This is a genomic window from Variovorax multivorans (assembly GCF_051216835.1).
Lineage (GTDB): Bacteria > Pseudomonadota > Gammaproteobacteria > Burkholderiales > Burkholderiaceae_C > Variovorax.
On record NZ_JBPJZL010000018.1, the window covers coordinates 25,816 to 45,749 of the forward strand.

A 19,934-nucleotide genomic window follows, 5' to 3' on the forward strand; every position below is an offset into this window, starting at 1 on the left:
GACGTTGGCCTTTGCGAGTAGGAACGACCGATGTCGGCGTTGCTGTTGCAGGACTGCGAAACAGATTCAATAGCTTTGAAATGAGACCCATGTAAGACCTTCGAAACGCCAGTGTCGTTAAGCACTCTCTTCTGATGTGCCCCACTCGGCGTAGAGCAAACGCTCCAGGTCCATCATCGTCACTGGATGGAGATTCAAAAGCGCGGCGAGTTCATTCTGGTCAACTAGGTCGACATCGTTCAAATTGGCCTGCTCATGCGCCTGAGCATTGAAGAACTGGTTGGTGACACCAACTTTCTTGAACTCAATACCCGGGTGCTTGCGCCGGTAGAACGCTTCGCCGCCTACAACGTCCTTCACAGTCTCCCAACCAAGCTTCGTGCCTTCGTTGCCGGAAGTTTTGGTCTGAATCAGTTGCCCAGCCTTGCCTTTGATCGCCACAACATCTACGCCGTTGTCGTTCGTGCCGGGGGTGCAGTAGCACAGGTCGAACCCACGCTTGTTCCACAGCGCTGCCGTTAGGCCCTCGAAGTGCCGCCACTCCATGCGCAGTGCCATCTCCAATGTCACACGCTCATCGATGGCGTCAACGTCTCCCTCCGGGACTACATCGCCGACGTTGAAGTCACCGGGGGTGAGATCGCCAGACCCATTGAGCATGTCGCTAGCCAGATCGCGCTTCTTGGTCAGCAGCTGGTCGAGCTTGACATCGAAGGTGTGGAAGTCCTCGGCGAACACCACCGGGTAGTAGACGTACACGTCCTTCTTCTGCCCGATCCGGTAAGCACGATCGGTGGCCTGGTCTTCCTTCGCCGGGTTCCATGTGCGCGTGTAGTGCACGACATGGTTCGCAGCTTGGATGTTGACGCCGAAGCCGACTGCTACCGGCGACAAGATGATCACGCCGAAGCCCGGCGCCGCCTGGAATGCCTTGATCCGCTTCTGACGACTCGCTGTGTGGCTGGACGACGCACTCGTATCGCCGTTGATGATGTCCGGGCGGAAGTGAAAGACTTCTTCGATGTAGTGCTGCAACAGTCGCTGGATGTTGCGGAACTCACAGAAGACGATGACCTTCTCGCCTTTCGCCTTGATCTGGTCGAGTTGGTCGAGCAACCAGTCCAACTTCGGCGCCTTGCCACGGTATTGATCGAGCGGTTCAGGCTTGAAGACCGTAAGGCCGTGTCGCCGTGGGTCGGTGCAGATGAGCCGCAGATACTGAAGCAAGCCCAGGTGATTCTTGAAGGGGGATCGGAAGCTCGGATCGTTGCGCTTCTTGAAATCCTCGATCGCCTTCGCGTAGAGGTTACGCTGCGTGGTCGACAGCGGAAGCTTCCGGCAAGCGTCAACCACGATCTTCTGTGGTAGGTCTTTCGCGACCTCGGCCTTCGTACGCCGAAGAATTTGCGGAGAGATGCGCACCCGCAACTCTTCAACGCGAGCGCGCTCTTCGTCGGTCTTCGCCTCGATCGGCTTGCGATAGCGCTGCCCGAAATCGTTGAGGGCACCGAGCAACCCGGGCTGCACGAAGTCAAACAGGCACCAGAGGTCTGCCAGCGTGTTTTCAACGGGGGTACCGGTACAGGCAATCTTGAAGCCGACGTTCTGTTTCTTCGCAGCCCGGGTGACCATTGCCGCCGGATTCTTGATACGCTGGGCCTCGTCGCAAACCATCAGCGACCAGCGTTCTGCGGCGAACGAGAACTCCAGGTCTCGCAAGGTTTCGTAGGTGGTTAGCACAACCTTGGCTGATCCAACCCACTTTGGCTTCAGGAACCGAACTAGCCCGTCCTCGGTTCGCAGCCGTGCTTCGACCGCATCACGCGGTACGCGAAGAGGAGCCAACGCATCGCCGTAGGCTGTCAGGATGGGCAACGTGCCCAGCTGCAGAAACTTGTCTGCCTCCTCCTTCCAGTTCTCCAGCAAGGACACCGGAGCCACCACCAGCATGGGGGCGATCTCGGGGTCGTTCTCCACGAGCCAAGCCATCAACGACAGTAGCTGGAAAGTCTTGCCGAGGCCCATGTCGTCCGCGAGAACGGCACCACGCACCTGATGCTCTGTCTGGAGCTTGTATAGATGCTGCATCCATGCGAGCCCTTCAGCCTGATGAGGTAGCAGGGAGCATTCTGGCCGAAGCCGCTTCGGGAGGTCCGGCTCCGCTGGCAGTGCCAGCAGCGCTTCGCGGCGCTGCTCCTCGTAGTCGAGCGCTTGGATGTTCGCCCGCAGGATCAGGCTCTTCTTGGCTCCGAGCTTCTCGCGGCGCTCGGTCGCGAACTTCTCCGGATCAAAGCGCTGCTCCTTAACCTCGGCGAGCACATCGTCGAAGGTTTTTGTGATGTCGTCAGCTTCGGTGAGCGGGATCGGCTTCGGGAGCCACGGGACCTCGACGGAGTCCTTTCCGGCTGTGCGTGCCTCTTCCGTGGCCTTGCGCAGTCGCTCCAATGCATCCTTGGTCGCGGGCACCGCCACGGGTTCTGTGTCGCCGTCGGGAACGTACCCGATCACCGGCACGACGTTCTCAGGGAACCATCCGTCATCGTCCTTCTTTTTTGCGATATACGTGGAGTAGTACGGTTTTTCTACGCCGATGCCTTCAATGCGCAACGAGTACGCGCTCAGGTCGTGCACCTGCGCGTACGTCACCAATGTCGGTGGTCGGCTACGCGCCTCCAGGGCAACACGAAGTTCATCAAGGTGCCGGGGCGTGTCGCCTTGGATCTCGAAGTCGTAGCCATTCGAACCCAACAGCTGGAAGCCCCGGGCGAGCGCGTTCTCCAAACGCCCTATGAAGTCACCCAGCTCACGATCCGTCAGCCAGACGGTCTCTGACGATGCCGGACCGGACGCGTTCGCCGTTTCGATCAGCAGCCCGACCTTCAGCGGGTAGCCCGTGCCATCACGCTCGATCGTCGGGAGGAAACGCTCGTACTGCAAGCCAGCCTGCTCGCGGGCAAGTTCGAACTGACCTTCGTCGATGACATCCTGAGCGTCTTCACCAAGCGTCGCAAACGGGTTGAGGATGAAGGCTTGTGCCCGTGATCCGGCGACGCGTCTCAACGGCAGGCGCTTAACCTCCTGCAAGACTGTCTTGACCTTGGGCGTGATCAGGATCTGAACGATACCTTCAGGAGTAACGATGTCGTATCGGTCTTGGACCTCGCGAGCGTTGTCGAAGCGCTCCAGCCAGTCAGGTGGTGCCCCCGCGAAGAATGGCTCGATCTCGACGACGCTGTCGCCGGCCAGCTGAGCGGACTTCCGAAGTCCGATTTCCAGGCGCTCGGGCGTCAGCACAACGGACCGGTGAAGGAAGTCATCCAACCGAGCATCGGCCGCCACGGCGAGCTTCCTGATCCGCCCCCATGCCTGGCGGTGCACGAGGTCGTTACGTTCTTCACTCGACATGCGCGCAAAGCCAATGACTTCCCTGAAAAGCTGCCAATGCACAGGCTTCATCAGCTCCACGGTGGCGTCATTCGTGAGAACGGGTCCAACGGTCGAGAAGTCAAGGATCGAGCCGCTATCACTTTGCCAGCCAGCGATGGCGATAGAGAAGTCCGTGTCAGTCAAGGAGTTCGAACTACGCAACACGGGTCGCGTCGCTGTCCAAGCTGGCAAACCAAACGCCTGTGGCAAATCTGAGTATCCCGGACTCTGCAGCGCCTCATAGAGCGCATCCCATCCGATCACCATACCCGTACCGGATGCAACAGCGTATCCGTCGTCCTGAAGTTGGGCAAGGTAGGCAGGAAGGAGTGGATCGGCGAGGTGATGCCCAGCACCGTCCTGCGAGATCACGAGCCCATCGACATTCAAACTCCTGTGCCACTGAGCCGCTGGGGCACCGCCCGTCTTCTGAAAAAATTTGAACATGTGCCTCCTTATCGCCACCAGCCCTTGCCGCGTCGGTATGTGAACTTCCATTCGAGCAGCACGTTGTTCACGTAGAGGTCGCTGTCATCGGTACGAACCCAGAGGTTTCCGTTCTTGTCACTGAAATCATCGACCGTCAGGTTTCTCGCGAGCGCCAGTGAGGCGAGCGAGGCCATGCTGAAACCGTTGGCCGCCCGTGCCGGTGCGGTCGGAGGCGAGCCCACTGGTGCAACTGTCGGTGGGGCTGCTGCACGTGCTGGCGCGCGCTGGAGGATGACGTTTGGGCGGATGTCGAACTCCTTCTTCAACGTCGCCTCGAACATCTCCTCCCACTTGTTCCAACCCTTGATGCCGTCCTGGTGCTGCATCCACAGCATGCGCTGGCTGTGCTTGAGGGAGTTCCGCGCGTCTTTAGCTGTTACCACGGGCTTGGACATGTCGAAGGGCAATACCCGTCGCTCGTCATATCCATAGAACGCGTTTCCCATGCCGCCGAACTCGACGGCCACGAGAGGTCCCATTGTCATCACGAACGCGTTGTTCGAGCTGTCGGTAGTCTTGAGCTCCGTGTACAGCCCTTTCATCTTCTCGCGGAGCGCCACAAAGTCTCTGTCGGTGGAGTACAGAGCTCGAGCTCCCAAGGCGAACTGAATGTTGCCCATCGACTTCGCGTAGCGCAGCCAAAAGTTTGCGCGACGGCGGTCGCCGACGCCGTCTTCGGCTAGCTTGGTAAAGAACGCTTCAATAAATTCACGCTTCAACCACTCCGCCACCATCTCTCGCGCCTTTGGAACGACGCCACCCCAGCGCATCTCGTTCGATGGCAGCCATGGGTTACCCCACCACTCGACGGCGGCATTCCTCAACGGCTCATCAATCGCGGTCTGCGCCACCGCCGCATACTTGTCGAGCATGAGGATCAGACCCTTATCGCGCAGCACGGGGTTTCCTTCAAGCAGCTTCACCAGCATCGGGATGCGCTCCTTGAAGCGCTCATGCCCGAGCTTCGTCGCCTGCCGGACTTGGGCAAGCACCAGTTCCCGAAGAAACCAGGACGCCTTGATGACGCCGAGCTGTTCGCACAGGTAATCGATGGTTGACGTATCACCATCTAGAACAGCTGCGGCATACTGGGCACAAGGGTCTTCGGTGAACACTTGGCGGTGGCCTATAGCGGTTGTGACCCAGTCCGGGTTGATGGTTTTGTCGACGATGTGGCGCGTGCGGTCGTTCAAGTAGTCGCGCAGATCACCCCAGTTCTGCCGGCCAACGGGCGGCGCCTTGTCGATGAGTGCGTCGTAGGTGAAATAACTTCGCACCAACCCTTGATAGCAGCGCCGGTACCAGCGAGGGTCATCAAGCCACTGGTCAACACCACCCCGGCTGTCAAGGACCGCCTGAAACCGTTGGCGGTCTTCCATGATGCAAGGTCCCGCCGGCCGACTCGGGACACACATTCCGAAGGACACCAGCCTAGCATCCTTCAAGTTATCGAATCGCTGAGCATCCCAGAAACGTCGAACTGCCTGCTCCTGCAAATCTTCTGGGACAGAGGCCGAAGTGCCCGTCTTCGCGTGGCGCTCCAGGCCAGCGATCACCGTGTCGATGGTGGTGTCAACAGGCAAGGGACGGGCACCAGCGCCTACGCTGCCGCGAAGGAGGTTCCCGAGGCGATCAAGAGCGCTCATCGCAGCGCACAGTCTCCGAAATTCCCCGTGGCGCCTGCCGTGGTCGCACGCGCCTCATCAATGCCGAGGAACTCCAAGCGCATCTCCACCCGACGGCTTTCTTCGTCGGTGTCCTTGGCCGCGTTGAAGGAGTAGCCGCCAACGAAAAATAGACTGCGTACGCTCTCTTTTTGGTCCGCATTGAGCAGGCTGGCACCATTCGTTGAGAACATGGCGCACAGCACGCGTTGGCTGCGCTGCAGGCTCAAATTGAGATTGGACAGATACGAGCCTCTCTTGTCCGTATAGCCCTCGACCACGATGCGCTTGAGGACGCTCTTACCCAGGTCATCATTGGCCAGCACGATGATCTCAGGGACAAACTTGCGCAGCACCTCTTCCTGCTGGGCATTCAGTCGCCAGTCGCCGAACGCGAACTGTGCTCGCTGGCCAAAGTCGATGACTTGGCGACTTTTATCGACCTTGATGCCCTCATGCCGCTTCGCTGCTTCGACGAACTTCTGGAGGATCAGTTCGACGTTCTTGTTGTGCTGGTCTTCCTTTTTTTGGCGCTCAGTCACGTTCTTGGTGACAGCTAGGAGAGCGACACCCATCACCACTAGGAACAGCACCATGAGCGCTGTCATTAGGTCGGCGAACGAAATCCAGAACGGCTTCTCTGCCTCATCACGGCCGTTTCGCTTGACGATGACGCGCGCACCGAACATCGCTTACCGCTTCGGGGCAAGGCTGCCCAACGTAACTTCGAGTTCCTGGACCGCCGTAGACAGCAGACCCACAGCACTACTCAACTTGGCATGGAAATCGTGGTTCACCTTCGACAGGGTTGACACAACGGACTCACGGAATGCGTCACTGGAATCAGCAAGAATCTGGCTCACGCCATCGAGGTATGCATCGGCGGCAGTTTGCGCAGCCCCCAGCTTCGCTGTCGACAACTCGATTCGCTGAAGAACATCGGCCGTCAGGCTTGCTTCCTTGCGTGCCAGTTCGACGGTGGCACGCACGTCCACCAGCAATTGCGTGACGGCCTCGCGCTGTGCCCTGTAGTCCTGCAGTGCATCCTGAAGGGCGCCCGCGCTGGTGGTGAGCGATCCAGACACTTCGGTCAACTTCGCGCCGACCGTCGCTGCTTGCCCCATGACAGAGTTCACTCGATCTCCGGCGGTCGCGAAGTTAGTAGCAGCCGCGTTAAGGCGGTCGGCACCGACGTTCAGCTTGTCGATGGAAGAGGTCGTGGCATTGCTGAGGGTCGACACGCTCTGCGACATCACCTGCGAGGCGGCAGTGATCTCCTTGATCGCTGCCTCAACAGTACCGGTCATGTCGGACACCATTCCTCTCGCTCTGTCGCTCATCGCCTCTTCGCGGGAGCGGTTCCGCTCAAAGACGCTGGCCTGCGACTCTGCCAAAGTGCCGAGGATCGTGGTCATCTGCTGACCTATCGACTCTAAAGTCGCCTGCAGTTTTTGCTGTGTTTCGGCTTGTGAACTTTCGACGAGCTTGCGAATTTGCTCCACGAAAGCCTGCGACTCAGCGTTCATGCTTCCTTGGCGCTCCTCCATTGCCTTGATTGAGGCAGCCATCTGCACGGCCATGTCGTCTGTAGTGCGCTTGCCGCAGTCCTCCAACTTTCCGACGAGCGCATGGAGTGAACTGACGGCGTCCTGCATTCCCTGCGCTGTCTGCTTATTCAGTTCGTTGATGCCGCTGATCTGCCCACCGAACAGGTCATTTAGACGCTGGCTAAAACTGACCATCACGTCGTTTAGCATCTGGACGGCTGACGCGCTCTGATCACCCGAAGCTGTCTTCACAGAAGACGCAATATCTTCGAGCGGCCCCTTTAGGCTCTTTTCGATGCTGCTTGCAATCACATCTCCCAGAGCTTGGTTGTCTTCCCGTGCGGCTGCAACCTGTCGATTCGCTGCATCCTCAATCCGTTGAGCGATCTGGAGATTTAGCTTCTCGCCGTTGGCCAGCTGCGAAGCGGTCAATTCGCGAAGGATATCGCCCAGCTCCTTGACCAAAGCATCCTTCAGAATCTTGGATTGGCTGGCTGAAGCCTCCGAAGCCGTGACCAACCGAGCGAGATACTCCTCTCCAGCGCCAGCTTCGAACCTCGCGTCGATCGCATGAGCAATTTCTTCCGCCTTCTTATACAAGCCCGCGAGGATCAGCTTCTCTATGAAGGTCACGACCATTGCAGCTGCGATGGCTGCAGCTGAAATGAGGAACGCTTCACCCACGGCATGCATCAGCGATTCGAGGCTAGCTCGCACTGTCACCGCGTTCTCGCTAACTTGAAAGTGACGCAGACCTTCGATCAGGCCTGTGAAGGTTCCGATGATCCCGAGGCCCGTGAAGATGCCAGGAAGATGCTTGAAGAACTCAGTTCGCAGACGGCTATCGACGAGGTACTGGCCGCTGAAAAATGCCTCTGCGGGAACTGTAGATCTGACGGCAGCGACCTTCATCTGACCGTCGCGCTCTTCTTTTTGGATGTGCAGAGTGTCCTGAAACTCTCCCCACAAATGCGCCAAGCGTTTGTCGCGAGCAAACAGTTTTTTGATTTCTCCTGGCGGGGTGGGACCCTTGAATGCCAGAAGCCCATTGAGTATCGATCTCAGACGAAACCAATGTATGACTCCAGGGAGAAGAAATAGAACGATGAAGCCCAGTACCAGAAGAATCAGCAAACCACCAGTCACTTGAAGGTGGATGGGCACTTCTGATAAATCGATCACTTCTTCTTCCCCCCTTTGTTTGGCTTTTGTGGGTCTGTGTCGACCTCTCGTACCCCATGCTTAGCGCAATGCGCGAACAGCAACGTTTCGAGCATGTTGGTTTGCGACCGATGCTCCCGCTCTGCGGCCGCCTGTAACAGTCGCTTGAAGTGCGGGGTCACACGGAAGCTGATGGAGACACTTTTTTCTTCGGACATCGTCAACCGCCCCAAAAAAAGGCATGGTTACACAAATTCACTTTGTATAGAAGTCTTCTCTACAAGAAAATTTGAGTCGGCGGGCAAACTGCCGGCAAAAGGCTGAACACGCTGGATTGCACCAAATTAGTGCAAAACTTCGAAAATCCCTGGATGAAGTCGGCGCTCGGGCCTCTGGGATCAGCGCGGAACATGGACCCTCCGAAGCAAGGCCGTGAGGCCTGATCAAAGTTGTAGCCAACTTGTTTAGGAAATGGAGCTAACTATGTGTTTGCCCACCCGGAGAAATCTCGCGAGCGCACCACGGCGTGCTCTTTCTCGACGAATTTCCGGAATTCGCGCGCTCAGCCCTCGAAGCGCTGCGCGAGCCGCTGGAGACCGGCACCATCACCATTGCCCGGGCCGCGCGGCGCGCCGAATTCCCGGCACGCTTTCAGCTGATTGCCGCCATGAACCCCTGCCCTTGCGGCTACCTGGGCTCTTCGTCGAGACCCTGCCGCTGCACGCCAGACCAGGTCTCGCGCTACCAGGGCAAGCTCAGCGGCCCGCTGCTGGACCGCATCGACCTGCACATCGAAGTCCCGGCGGTATCCGCGCAGTTGCTGCTCGAAGCGCCGCCGGGCGAATCGACCGACAGCATCCGCACCCGCGTGGTCGATGCGCGCGAGCGTGCGATACGGCGGCAAGGCCACGCCAACCAGTCGCTGCAGGGCTCTGCCATCGACCGGCATGCCGTGCTCGACGACACGGCGCGCAAGTTCATGTTCAACGCGGCGAACAAGCTCGGCTGGTCGGCGCGCAGCACGCACCGCGCGCTCAAGGTGGCTCGCACGATCGCCGATCTGGAGGGGGCGGACGCGGTGCAGGCGGCGCATGTGGCGGAGGCGGTGCAGTACCGCCGCGCGCTGCGCGGCGCCAAATGAACGCGGGAGCCAGCCGCGGCGCAGACCGTACTACTTGAACTCGTGGCTCACCACAGGCGCCGACTTGCTGTCCTGCACGGTCACGCGCTGCCGGAACACCTCGAGGTCGCCGTTGCGCACTTCGATGTTGTAGATGCCCGGGCGCAGCGACAGTGACTTGAGCGGTGGGCTCACGCCGCGGTCCGCGCCGTCGACGAACACCTGGCCCCAGGGGCGGACGTTGAACACCACCCGGCCCATGCCGGGCGACGCCGCAGGCGTGGCGGGAGCAGCTGCAGGTGCGCCGGGCGTCCCAGCGGGTGTGGCACCCGCCACGGTCGTCGTCGTGGTCCCCGGCGGCAACGTGCCGGGCGCGACGGGCACTGACGGCGGCGAGAGCCGGTTGATTTCGGCGATTGCATTGCGCGCCTCGCGCGCATGCACGCCGCGGCGGTAGCGGCGCAGGTAGGCCTCGTAGCCTTCGCGCGTGTTCTCGGTCTGCGCGAGGTTCCAGTCTTCGGCTTCGGCGGTGGCCAGCGCGGATTCGGGCGGCGCGGCCGGTGGGCCGACCGGGACGTTCTCCAGCGGTGTCAGCGGCGCCGTGGCTGTAGCGGCGGGCGCACTGGCCGGTGCGGCGGGCAGTGGTGCTGCTGCACTACCGCCGGCCACAGGCGTTCCAGGCGCGGCCGGCACGCCATCGGTGGTGGTGGCCGGTGGCATCGCCGCCGGCGGCGCGGTGTTGCTCGACATCGGCGCGGCCGGAGGCGGCACCGGCACCATCGCGGTCTTGGTCTCCTGCGGCTGCATGCCCGAGGTCAGGCGCAGGCCGATCCAGCTACCCACGGCCACGAGTGCGATCAGCAGCGCGCCCACCATGCCCCACGGCGGACGCTTGAGCTTGCTCTTCTGCGCGGTTGGTGCGGCGGCCTTGTGGCCTTGCCCCTTGCTGCGGTCCTGCGGTGCGGGCGCAGGCGCTGCTCTCGGCTGCTCCGGCGCTGCCACAGGCATCGGCTCCAGCGGCACCGGCGCCGACATCGGCGAGAACTGCTGCGGCACCAGCGGCGGAGGTGGCGGCGTCGCCGACACGGGCGCCGCGGGGATGATCACCGTCGGCGCGCTCATGCCGCTCACGTAGATGTCGCCGAGCTTCACCAGCCCCAGCTCGGCCGCGAAGGCGGCCACGGTCTGCGTGCGGTCCTTGCTGTGCACGGCCAGCGTGTGGTCGACCGCGGCGCAGAAGCTCGGGCTCAGGTCGTCGCGGCCCATCGACGACAGGGGCACGTAGGCGTCCTGCACGCTGCGCACCACGGCCGAAGGCGGCGGATGGCCCGTGACCGCGCGGTACAGCACGGCACCCAGCGCGTACATGTCGGTCCACGCCCCCTGCAGCAGCGTGTTGTCGTCGGCGTACTGCTCGATGGGCGAGTAGCCCGACTTCACCATCACCGCCACTTCGTCGACGAGGTCGGCGATCGACTTGCGCGCCGCGCCGAAGTCGAGCAGCACCGGCAGATCGTCCTGCTGGATGAAGATGTTGTCGGGCGCGATGTCGCGATGGAAGCACTGGCTGCGGTGCAGCGTCTCGAGCGCGCCCAGCAGCGGCCCCAGCATGCCGAGCAGCCAGGGCTCGGTGATCCTGCCCGGCTCGTCCTCGGCCAGGCGGCGCAGCGTGCGGCCCTTGTAGAGCTGGATCGCCATGTAGGCGGTGGAGTTGGCCTCCCAGAAACGATGCACGCGCACCAGCGCCGGGTGGCTGAACTGCGCCAGCGTGCGCGCCTCGTTGATGAAGCTGCGCAGGCCCGCCTGGAAGGTGGCCGTGAGCCGCTCGGAGCGCACGTGCACGCTGTTGTCGCCCACGCGGCGCGCGAGCATCGAGGGCATGTATTCCTTGATGGCCACCTCGCGCTGCAGCGAGTGGTCGTAGGCGCGGTAGACGATGCCGAAGCCGCCTTCGCCGATCACTTCCAGCAGTTCGAATTCGGCCAGCCGGTGGTTCACGCCCAGCGGGTGCGGCCGTTCGTCATCCGTCTCGGCCGGTGGGCTCCCGATGCCGTGCGTCGTCGTCATGCTTCTCCTCCTGCGGGACTGCTGTGGCCCCTATGGCCGGTCTGGCTCTTCTTCATGCCCATGGCACATGCCCCTGCGAAAACAACTTGGAAAACAGCGGTGTGTTGAGGCCGCCACCATGGGCAGCGGTCCGCAACGGCGATCCGTCGGCTTGGTTGGTCCACCAGTAGCTGGTGCTGCCGAAAGGGTCGAAGCACAGTGGAAGCTCTGGCCAGCCCAGGGGCTGCTGGGCGCTCGCGCCACCGGCTGTAGGTCCGAGGATCGAAAGGATGTCGTCCGAGCCGCCGCTGGCGGTCTGGAAGCCGGCACGGCCCGCGGCCAGCACCTGGCTGTCGAACTGGTCGGGCGCCACGCCGTGGCGGATGGCCTGCAGCAGCGCGGTGCCGCACTGCCAGTACCACGCGGCCGAGCCTTCGAGCACCGACGGGCGGTAGTTCTGCGCGACCACCTGCAGCGTGATGCACACGGGGTAGTAGCGGCCCACGCGGTCGCAACTCGGCGCGATGCAGCCGAACTGCACGGCGTCCACACCCTGCGTGGCGGGAATCGCGAAGTTCCATACCGGCGCAACGGCGTAGTGCCGCGTCATCGCGTCAGGCCAGCGCTTGAAGCTGCCCAGGCCGTTCTGCATCCAGCGGTCCCACCAGGCCTGCAGCTCGCGCGGCATGCGGCGGTAGAGAAAGTCGCCGGCTGCCGGCAGCTTGCCGTACCAGCCGATCTGTTCGTCGACTGGCACCCAGGCTTGGGGAGGAATGCTGCTGTTCATTTCAGGATTTCCCCGGGCAGGAGAAGCCGTTCATCTGCGGCAGGCGCAGCGGGTTGTAGACGCTGTTGGCCGTCACCGCGAGCACGACCTTCTTGCCCTGCAGGTCGAAGCTGGCGTTGAACGATTCGGGCGAGCTGCCCGCGGAGATCGAGGCCTTGTCGAACAGCCTGTGCAGCGCCCACGGCCCTTCGGTCACGATGCCGCCCGCCGGCGTGCCGTTGGCTGTGGTCACCTGCAGGCGCACCTGGTTGCTGTTGCGCGGGCCGGGCCACTTGATGGTGCTGGGCGCCTGCGGGCCGTGTGCGTAGCGCACCGTCTGTCCGTCGACGTCGAGCGTGAACTGCGTGAGCGAGGCGTCCATGTCCTCGGGCCGGATGTCGATGGTGAACGAGGGCGTGCGCCCGCCCGCCATGCCCGAGAAGAACACGTCGCGGATGGCCTGCGCCTTCTGGAACGAATCGAGGTACGCCGAGCGCCCTGCGGCGCTGCCGTCCACGCCGCGCTTGAAGGCCCATGGGTTGACCGAGGTGTCGACCTGCGTGACGAGGTTCTTCTGGAAGAAGTCGTCCATCATCCCGCCCGGCGCGAACAGCTGCGCAAAGTCGCCCGAGGCCACGTCGCGGTTCGACCCGCGCGTGAACGGATAGCGCCCAGCAATCGCCTGGTTGCAGAACGAGCCGATGCTCGCCGCCGCGCTCTGCCCGATGTTCTGCCGCGTTACCGCTGCCGCCTTCGACGAGGCAGTGGCCGATAGATCGTTCAGCATCCCCTGGAACGGCACCGGCAGACGCCCGGCTTCCGCCTGCACCTTGGTGACCGAATCGCTGGTCGGCGGGATGTTGCCGCTGCGCAGCGCGGTGTCGGTGGCGGTGAGGTAGTTGTAGAGCTCGTTGATGAGCGCGGCCGTCGCATCGATGGGGGCCTGTCCGCCCTGCTTGGGCGCAGTCACCATGCGGCGCAGCGGCTCGAAGTGGTTGTCCACCAGCGACTCGGGACGGTCCACCCGCGTGTTGCGGCGCTGGCTGCCGTCGGGCTGGCCGATGAGCTGCTCGATGCGCTCGCGCGTGCTCTGCACGCGGTTCTGCGCCTGGTCGAGCAGGCTGCGCGCGGCCTCGTCGTGGTTGCGCAGCAGGTCGGTCTCGCGCGCCGCGCCGCGGATGAGCCGCGACATCGGCGACTCCGCGGTCGAGAGCACGCGCGTCATCTGGATGCTCTGCAGCAGCGAGCGGCTGTCGGCCAGGCGGATGTCGACGAGGTAGTCATCCCACACCTTGATGTAGTCGGTGAGGTAGAGCCGGCGCACTTCGCGCAGCAGCAGCTCGCGCGAGGTGATGTCGGCGATGCCGGGCGCGCGGATCTGCAGCACCCAGCGGTCTTCCTGCTCGAGCGACAGCGTGGTCTCGGCAATGCGCTTGTCGAAGATGTCCCAGTAGCCGCGGTAGGTGAACAGCGTGGGAATGCCGTCGGTCAGCGGCTTGCCGCTCGCGCGCCGGATGACCAGCGCCGACTCGGCCCCGCCCGCCTCGGCGATGGTGAAGGCATTGGGCTGGCTGGTCTGCAGCAGGATGCGGCGCAGCCGCGCGTACGAGCGCTGCGCCAGCGGCACGCCGGCCAGGCGCTCGCGCGTCTGCATGATGAGGCGGTCGTCCTTTGCGAACGGCGAGGTCAGCACGCGGCCCACGAACAGCGCCTTCAGGTGCGATTCGAGGTTTGCGCGCTGCTCGCGCGTGAGCGAGGCACCGATCTTGCGGTCCACATCGGCAAGCAGCCAGGCCTGCAGGAAGTCGGCGTCGTAGCGCTCTGCGTCATACAGCATGAGGTACGCCTTGAGCGCCTCGTAGCTGTATTCGGCGTCGATCTTCGCGGCGTCGCGCAGCGACTGCTCCATGCGCTGCGCGGCCTGCGGCAGCAACACCGTTTCGAGCGCGCGTTGGTACACGCCATCGGTCGCGGCCTGCAGCTTTTCGCCCTGGTAGAGGCCGAAGCGGTAGGAGGTGGGCGGATCGCCGATGTCGAAGTGGTTCGACTTCGGCAGGTCGCGCAGCTTGTCGAGGATGAGCAGCGAGCTTGCAATGTCGCCGCTCGAATCGACCACCGTGGGCAGCTCACCGCGCGCGGCGGCCTTGTTGAAGGCCTTGGCGTTGGTGTCGACCTCGGCCACGTAGTCCTTGTTGTTGCGCCAGCTGTTCACGCACGCGCCCAGGAACAGCACCAGCAGCACGCCGATGGCGCTGTAGCCCGCGATGTCGATGGCCCGCTTGCGCCGGTACCAGCGCAGGTTGGTGCCGGCCACGCCCGCGTCGCGGAAGATCACCTGCTGCAGCAGTTCCTTCAGGAAGTAGCTCTTGCCCGGGCCCGGCGGCGGCGCCGGCGGGGCGTTGACCTGCAGGTAGCGCTTGATGGCGCCCATCACGCGGTCGAAGGCCGTGCCTTCCTGCGTGCCGCTGGTGAAGTACACGCCGCGCAGCATCGACGCGGCCTCGAACTTCGAGGGGTTGAACACATCGGCCAGGAAGGTGCCGAGGATGTCCTCGAAGCTCGCGAACTGCTGCGGCAGCAGATAAGCCTGCGCGCGGCGCATCGGGTCGGACTCGGCCGCCAGCAGCTCGGGCAGGCGCTCGTCGAGGCGCTGGTGCAGCAGCTTGTATTCCTGGTGGAAGCGCTCGCGCAGGTCGCCGCTGCCCACCGGAGCCGCGCCCTTGCCGGCCTTGTTCGCCGGGTTGCCCTGAATAGGGAAGGTGAAGCCCCACACCTGCTGCCGCTCTGCACGGCCCAGCGAGCCGAAGTACTCGTTGAAGCCCGCCAGCAGGTCGGTCTTGGTGACCAGCACGTACACCGGGAAGTCGATGCCCAGGTCGTTGCGCAGCTCCAGCAGCCGCTTGCGCAGCGCCATCGCATGGCGCGCGCGCTGCGCGTCGTCGGCCAGCGGCAGGTCGGCAATGCTGATGGTGAGGATCGCACCGTTGATCGGCTGGCGCGGACGGAACTTCTTCAGCAGATCGATGAAGCCCTTCCACTCGCCCTCGTCGGTCTCGCGATTGCTCTCGTGCGTGGTGTAGCGGCCCGCCGTATCGATCAGCACTGCTTCGTTGGTGAACCACCAGTCGCAGTTGCGCGTGCCGCCGATGCCGCGCACCGCGGCCTTGCCGAGCTGGTCGGCCAGCGGAAAGTCGAGGTCGGAATTCACCAGCGCGGTGGTCTTGCCCGAGCCCGGCGCGCCGATGAAGATGTACCAGGGCAGCTGGTACAGGTACTGCCGGTCGAACAGCGAGAAGCGCCCGCCGGACTTGCCATCGGCTCCTTCGCCGAAGCGCATGTTCTTCAGGATGGCCGTGGCGTCGGTGAAGCCGCTTTGCAGCTCCTTGATCTCGGGCGCGTCCTCGGGCTTGGCTTCCTTCTCTTTCTTGGAAGGGGTGCGCAGCTGGTTGAGCAGTTGTGCATTGAGCCGGCGCTCGCGCCACTTGCGGTAGATGACGCGTGCGATCCAGATCGCGAACATCAGCGCGATGACCACGATGCGCACGATCTCGTCTTCGAGCGGGCGGTAGCGGCCCACCGCTATGGCCGGGCCGATGATCCAGATCAGGAAGGCGAGCGCGACCAGGCCCAGAAAGACCCACAGATCGCGGCTGATGAGAAAACGGAAGATGGCGCGCAGCATCAGCGGGTGCCTCCGGGCTGCGGTGCTGGAGCGGCAAGCGGCGCAGAGTTGGCGGGCACGCCGGCCACAGGCGCCACCAGCAGCGTCACCTCGACGCGCCGGTTGCGCGCGCGGTTGGCCGCGGAGTCGTTGGGCACGAGCGGGTCGGCATCGCCGCGGCCTTCGGCGCGCAGGCGTTCGGGCCGCGCAAGGCGCGTGGCGATCATTTTCTTCACCGCGTCGGCGCGGGCCTGCGAGAGTTGCCAGTTGGAGGGAAAGCGCACGCTGCGGATCGGCTGGTCGTCGCTGAAGCCGCTGACCAGCACATTGCCGTCCACGGCGTTGAGCGCATCAGCCACGCGCGCGAGCACCGGCGCATAGCGGTCGAGCACGCGGTCGGAGCCCGACGCGAACAGGCCGTCACCGCGCAGCACCACCACGCTGCGGTCGGCCTCGTCGCGCACGGTCAGCAGGCCGTCGCGGATCTCGGGTTCAAGAAAGCGCTGCAGGCGCGGCGTTGGCGCCGGCATGACGACGGCGCGGGCCGCCGTCTGCGGCAGTCGCACTGCATTGACGGCCGCGAAAGCACCGTCGGAATGGCCCGCGAGGTTGAAGGTGAGCAGCGCGAACACGACGAGCAGCAGCACCGCTGCCACCGCGCCCACCGCCCACACGGGCAGCCAGTTGCGCGTGCGGCGCACGGGTGCGCTCGCGTCCTGCCAATGCGGCGACAGCGGCACGGCGATTTCGCCGCGCGTCTGCCGGATGATCTGCAGCAGCCGCTGCTTGAGCGTTTCGAGCTGCGTGCGGCCGTTGTCGATGACGCGAAAGCGCCCCTCGAAACCCATGGCCAGGCAGAAGTAGATGAGCTCGATCAGGTGCAGATGCTGCTGCGGGTTCTGCACGAGACGCGACAACAGCTGGAAGAACTTCTCGCCGCCCCAGGTCTCGTTGTGGAACATCACCAGCAGGCTCTGCGACGACCAGATGCTGCCGCCCCACGGCGTGAGCGCGGCGGCCTCGTCGACCGCAGTACACAGGCAGTAGCGCGCACCGATGATCACTTCGGGCGAAATGCCCGCCTGCTGCGCGCGCGTTTCGAAGCGGCGTACCTCGTCGACGAGATGCTCGCGCAACTGCGCAGGCGCGGGATGATGGCCAGTGGCGCGGATCTGCGGGATCAGGTCGAGCAGCGGATTGGCGGCCGCCACCAGCGGGTTGTTGCCCGCGAGCGCCGTGTCGCCCGCATGCGGACGCCGTGCGTCGTGCCATGCGGTGAAGGATTCGGGCTGCGCGCCAAGGCCGCTACCACCGCGCGAGGCATTCGGCATGCCACCTGCGTCGCCCATTGCATTGCCGCCGCCGGGATTCGGTGGCACGAAGCCTCCCGGACCGACGGCCATGTCGTTGACACCGTTCATAGAGTCCCTCACGGACGGATGGCCCAGAACTCCATGGCCAGCCCGGGAAAGTCACCGGCCAGGTGCATCGCCACGCCGCCCGATTTTTCGAGCTGGCGCCACATGTCGCCGCTCTTGTCGAGTTCGAAATAGTGGTAGCCCGCGTTGTACGGAATCTGCCGCGGCGCCACCGGCAGCGGGCGCACCACCACGCCGGGCAATTGCAGCTGCACAAGGTCGCGGATGCGTTCGACCGAGCCGATCTTCACCTGCGTGGGGAAGCGCTGCTGAATGGCATCGGCCGGCAGGTCGGCATGCACTGCGAGCACGAAGCCCGCGTTGCGCACCAGCACCGGGTCGGGCATGCGGCCCACGCGCACGCCGTGGCTGCGCTCTTCGAGTTCGATGGCGATCGCGCTCTGTTCGAGCACGGCCGACAGCGAACGCCGAAGCTCTTCAAGCAGCGGGCGGATGCACTCATTGAGGTTGTCGTGGTCGTATATCGGCCACAGCACCGGACGGCGCGTGGGCGATGTGTGCGTGGCCAGATGGCAGGCCAGCTTGAGCCAGTCGACGAACAGGTTTTCTGGGTGCACCTGCACCGCCTGCTGCGAATGCCACGTGAGCGCGAGATAGCGGTTGACCAGTTCGAGCAAGAGGAAGTCAGAGACCTCGCTCACGCCGCCGCGCCCCGGCTGCGACAGCCGCGAAGCCAATGCCTCGGAGCGCTGCGTGAGCAGGCCGTGCAGCTCGGCGATCATGCTGCGCAGCATTGCGTGCGCGGAAGCGTCGAGCACCGGCGGAATGTAGTTGGCATCGACCACCAGCTTGTGGTCGGTACGCCGCTCGATCACGCGCACCGCGCCAATGGCCTGCCATTCGGCGGTGAGCGAGGAAGCGCGCGCAAGACGCAAGCGCGGCGCGGCGAGCTGCAGCACGGCGGGGCCGAGAGCAACCGCGTTGCCGTCGTTAACTTCGCGCTCGATCACGCCGAAGCGCGCGGCCGAGCCTTCGTCTTCCGCGAAGATGACCTCTTCGCTGCCGGGCCTGCGCAACGGCAGCGCGAGCACGATGAGCTCGTCGGTGAGATCGGTCGGTACTTCATAAGGCAGCGGCGCGTCTTCGGCACCGAACGAGAACGGCGTGCCGTCGGGCATCACGCCCGCGCCGCCGAGCAGCGACACACGGCCCAGCGCATACGCGTCGCGGTCGATCTCCAGACTTAGCCAGCCCCAATAGGCACCTTGCAGGCCTGCGGTGCGCCGGGTCACGTATTGCTCGACATAGCGTTCCATTTGCTGGAAATGCTGCGGCCGCAGGTACATCCCTTCGGACCACACCACACGATTCGCCAATGCCTGCGGATGGGCGCCATTCTTTGCGGCGCCCGAATTGCGAACTGTCACCAAAAGACCTCCTGGGGTGTGCTCACATCGAAGCGGGAGATGCGCTGAGGAGCGGCCTCCCGGTCCACTTGTTTTGCTCCTGATGCTACACGGCGCGTCTTACGTTTTGCACCGCATTTCGCTCAAGAATTTCTCGCACTTTCGTACTAGCAGGCCAGCACCCCAAGCCGAAAGTTAACGACTTGGTAGCAGCTCTATGCCCGTCTTGCGCACGGCAACGTGCACGGCCTGCTCGCTCGGCGAAAACTGCCACACCTTGTACAAGTTGGTTTGCTTCGGTTCCTTCAGCGGCAACACGATGCGCCAGCGTGCGGCCTCGAGTTTGCGATAGCCCGCAATGATGCCGATGGCGCGCGAGTCAAGTCCTGCCTCGCGCTTGAACACACGCTCTTCGCCGCTGCGCATGATGGCCTGATCGGCGTTGACAAGCTCGGTCATGAGCGTCTCGCGGTCGCGATCCTGTAGTGCAAAGTAGTCTGCGGTTTCGAAGTTACCGGAAGATTTCAGTTCGAAGACCTTCACGAGGATGGGTGCGGCCTGGCCGCGTCCGTCGGGGTTGACGCCATCGTCGATCTTGACTGTGACGGCATAGGGCGTGGGCATGGACTTGGCTGTCGATGCGCATCCGCTGATGAGGCCCGCAAACAACGGTGTGGTGGCAAGTGCGCCTTGTAGCAAGCTTCGTCGATGCATTGAAATCTCCCCGAGGGTTCGCGGCCTATATTATCGAAGTCATGCGCACTTACGATGGCGCATAACGTGCATGTCGCAACACAGCGGCACACTATCTCAAGCATTCCTTTTGCAAGGTAGGAGAGAAGATTGAAGTCATGTCTGCCTGCTTTGGCGTTCGCTCTTTTCGTGGTCGCGGGTTGCACGACCACACCACCGCCAGAGCCCGCGCCGCAACCCGAACGACTGAGCCAGCAAGTGGCGCGCACCACGCTCGAGAAGGCGCAGCAAGCGTATGACGAAGGCGACTATGCCAAGGCCGTCAGCACGCTCAAGAGCGGCGGCGTGTCGGTATTCGAAGGTGCCGAGCCGGGCACCCGGCTCGATGCGATGAAGCTCGAGGCCTTCAGCTACTGCGTGGCCAACCAGATCGCCGAGTGCCGCAACCAGTTCCGCAAGATCCTCGATGCGTTCCCGACCTTCGAGCTCAACGTGGCGGAGCGCAAGCATCCGGTGTGGGGCCCCGCGTTCGAGGCCGCCAGGCGAATGAAGCGTTGATGAAGAACATCGCGGCGG

11 protein-coding genes and 1 pseudogene are annotated in these 19,934 nt (G+C 63.4%); 2 read left to right on the forward strand and 10 right to left on the reverse strand.

Translation table 11 applies throughout. The features are described from left to right. Positions 1–117: 117 nt before the first annotated feature. From ACSFCA_RS31725 to zorA, 4 genes are read right to left on the reverse strand one after another with little or no spacing between them, the layout of a single operon-like run. A complete protein-coding gene (locus tag ACSFCA_RS31725; RefSeq protein WP_435462315.1) occupies positions 118–3,873 on the reverse strand; it encodes an SNF2-related protein in 3,756 nt (1,251 codons plus the stop codon). A gap of 8 nt (positions 3,874–3,881) precedes the next feature. Continuing rightward, positions 3,882–5,561: an EH signature domain-containing protein gene (locus ACSFCA_RS31730; RefSeq protein ID WP_435462314.1), complete on the reverse strand. Its 1,680-nt coding sequence runs from the start codon at positions 5,559–5,561 to the stop codon at positions 3,882–3,884. Continuing rightward, positions 5,558–6,268: an OmpA/MotB family protein gene (locus tag ACSFCA_RS31735; protein ID WP_435462313.1), complete on the reverse strand. Its 711-nt coding sequence runs from the start codon at positions 6,266–6,268 to the stop codon at positions 5,558–5,560. Before ACSFCA_RS31735 ends, ACSFCA_RS31730 begins: the two co-directional genes overlap by 4 nt. 3 nt (positions 6,269–6,271) lie before the next feature. Further along, the gene (gene zorA, locus ACSFCA_RS31740; protein WP_435462312.1) at positions 6,272–8,308 is read right to left on the reverse strand and encodes an anti-phage ZorAB system protein ZorA; all 2,037 of its coding nucleotides are present in this window, start codon (positions 8,306–8,308) and stop codon (positions 6,272–6,274) included. Positions 8,309–8,783: 475 nt separating this feature from the next. Here zorA and ACSFCA_RS31745 point away from each other — a divergent pair. After that, positions 8,784–9,428: pseudogene (locus ACSFCA_RS31745) on the forward strand (ATP-binding protein); the annotation flags it as partial. A 30-nt stretch (positions 9,429–9,458) separates the two neighbouring features. Here ACSFCA_RS31745 and ACSFCA_RS31750 read toward each other — a convergent pair. The 6 genes from ACSFCA_RS31750 to tssJ form a co-directional block, all read right to left on the reverse strand. Then, the gene (locus tag ACSFCA_RS31750; RefSeq protein WP_435462311.1) at positions 9,459–11,474 is read right to left on the reverse strand and encodes a serine/threonine-protein kinase; all 2,016 of its coding nucleotides are present in this window, start codon (positions 11,472–11,474) and stop codon (positions 9,459–9,461) included. 52 nt (positions 11,475–11,526) lie between these two features. Further along, positions 11,527–12,240: a type VI secretion system-associated protein TagF gene (gene tagF, locus ACSFCA_RS31755; protein ID WP_258351857.1), complete on the reverse strand. Its 714-nt coding sequence runs from the start codon at positions 12,238–12,240 to the stop codon at positions 11,527–11,529. 1 nt (position 12,241) lies between these two features. After that, complete coding sequence (gene tssM / locus ACSFCA_RS31760; RefSeq protein WP_435462310.1) at positions 12,242–15,901, reverse strand: type VI secretion system membrane subunit TssM; 3,660 nt, start codon at positions 15,899–15,901, stop codon at positions 12,242–12,244. Beyond that, positions 15,901–17,301: a DotU family type VI secretion system protein gene (locus tag ACSFCA_RS31765; RefSeq protein WP_435462309.1), complete on the reverse strand. Its 1,401-nt coding sequence runs from the start codon at positions 17,299–17,301 to the stop codon at positions 15,901–15,903. The genes tssM and ACSFCA_RS31765 overlap by 1 nt, the downstream gene beginning before the upstream one ends. Before the next feature lie 8 nt (positions 17,302–17,309). After that, positions 17,310–18,605 (reverse strand): type VI secretion system baseplate subunit TssK, encoded by a 1,296-nt coding sequence (gene tssK, locus ACSFCA_RS31770; protein WP_256217028.1) that lies wholly within the window; start codon positions 18,603–18,605, stop codon positions 17,310–17,312. 255 nt (positions 18,606–18,860) lie between these two features. Further along, on the reverse strand, positions 18,861–19,379 hold the full coding sequence (gene tssJ, locus ACSFCA_RS31775) for a type VI secretion system lipoprotein TssJ (RefSeq protein ID WP_435462308.1): 519 nt from the start codon (positions 19,377–19,379) through the stop codon (positions 18,861–18,863). Between the two features lie 150 nt (positions 19,380–19,529). On the opposite strand from tssJ, the gene ACSFCA_RS31780 reads away from it, so the two are divergent. Then, positions 19,530–19,916, forward strand: a complete 387-nt coding sequence (locus ACSFCA_RS31780) for a TssQ family T6SS-associated lipoprotein (RefSeq protein WP_258351861.1) — start codon at positions 19,530–19,532, stop codon at positions 19,914–19,916. The last annotated feature ends 18 nt before the right edge of the window (positions 19,917–19,934 follow it).

Excerpts from the sequence above, each read along its gene's own strand:
- ACSFCA_RS31750 (WP_435462311.1), bottom strand. The coding sequence starts at position 11,474 with ATGACGACGACGCACGGCATCGGGAGCCCACCGGCCGAGACGGATGAC.
- tssM (WP_435462310.1), bottom strand. The coding sequence starts at position 15,901 with ATGCTGCGCGCCATCTTCCGTTTTCTCATCAGCCGCGATCTGTGGGTC.
- tssK (WP_256217028.1), bottom strand. The coding sequence starts at position 18,605 with ATGTACCTGCGGCCGCAGCATTTCCAGCAAATGGAACGCTATGTCGAG.
- ACSFCA_RS31725 (WP_435462315.1), bottom strand. The coding sequence starts at position 3,873 with ATGTTCAAATTTTTTCAGAAGACGGGCGGTGCCCCAGCGGCTCAGTGG.
- ACSFCA_RS31765 (WP_435462309.1), bottom strand. The coding sequence starts at position 17,301 with ATGAACGGTGTCAACGACATGGCCGTCGGTCCGGGAGGCTTCGTGCCA.
- tagF (WP_258351857.1), bottom strand. The coding sequence starts at position 12,240 with ATGAACAGCAGCATTCCTCCCCAAGCCTGGGTGCCAGTCGACGAACAG.
- ACSFCA_RS31735 (WP_435462313.1), bottom strand. The coding sequence starts at position 6,268 with ATGTTCGGTGCGCGCGTCATCGTCAAGCGAAACGGCCGTGATGAGGCA.
- ACSFCA_RS31730 (WP_435462314.1), bottom strand. The coding sequence starts at position 5,561 with ATGAGCGCTCTTGATCGCCTCGGGAACCTCCTTCGCGGCAGCGTAGGC.
- tssJ (WP_435462308.1), bottom strand. The coding sequence starts at position 19,379 with ATGCATCGACGAAGCTTGCTACAAGGCGCACTTGCCACCACACCGTTG.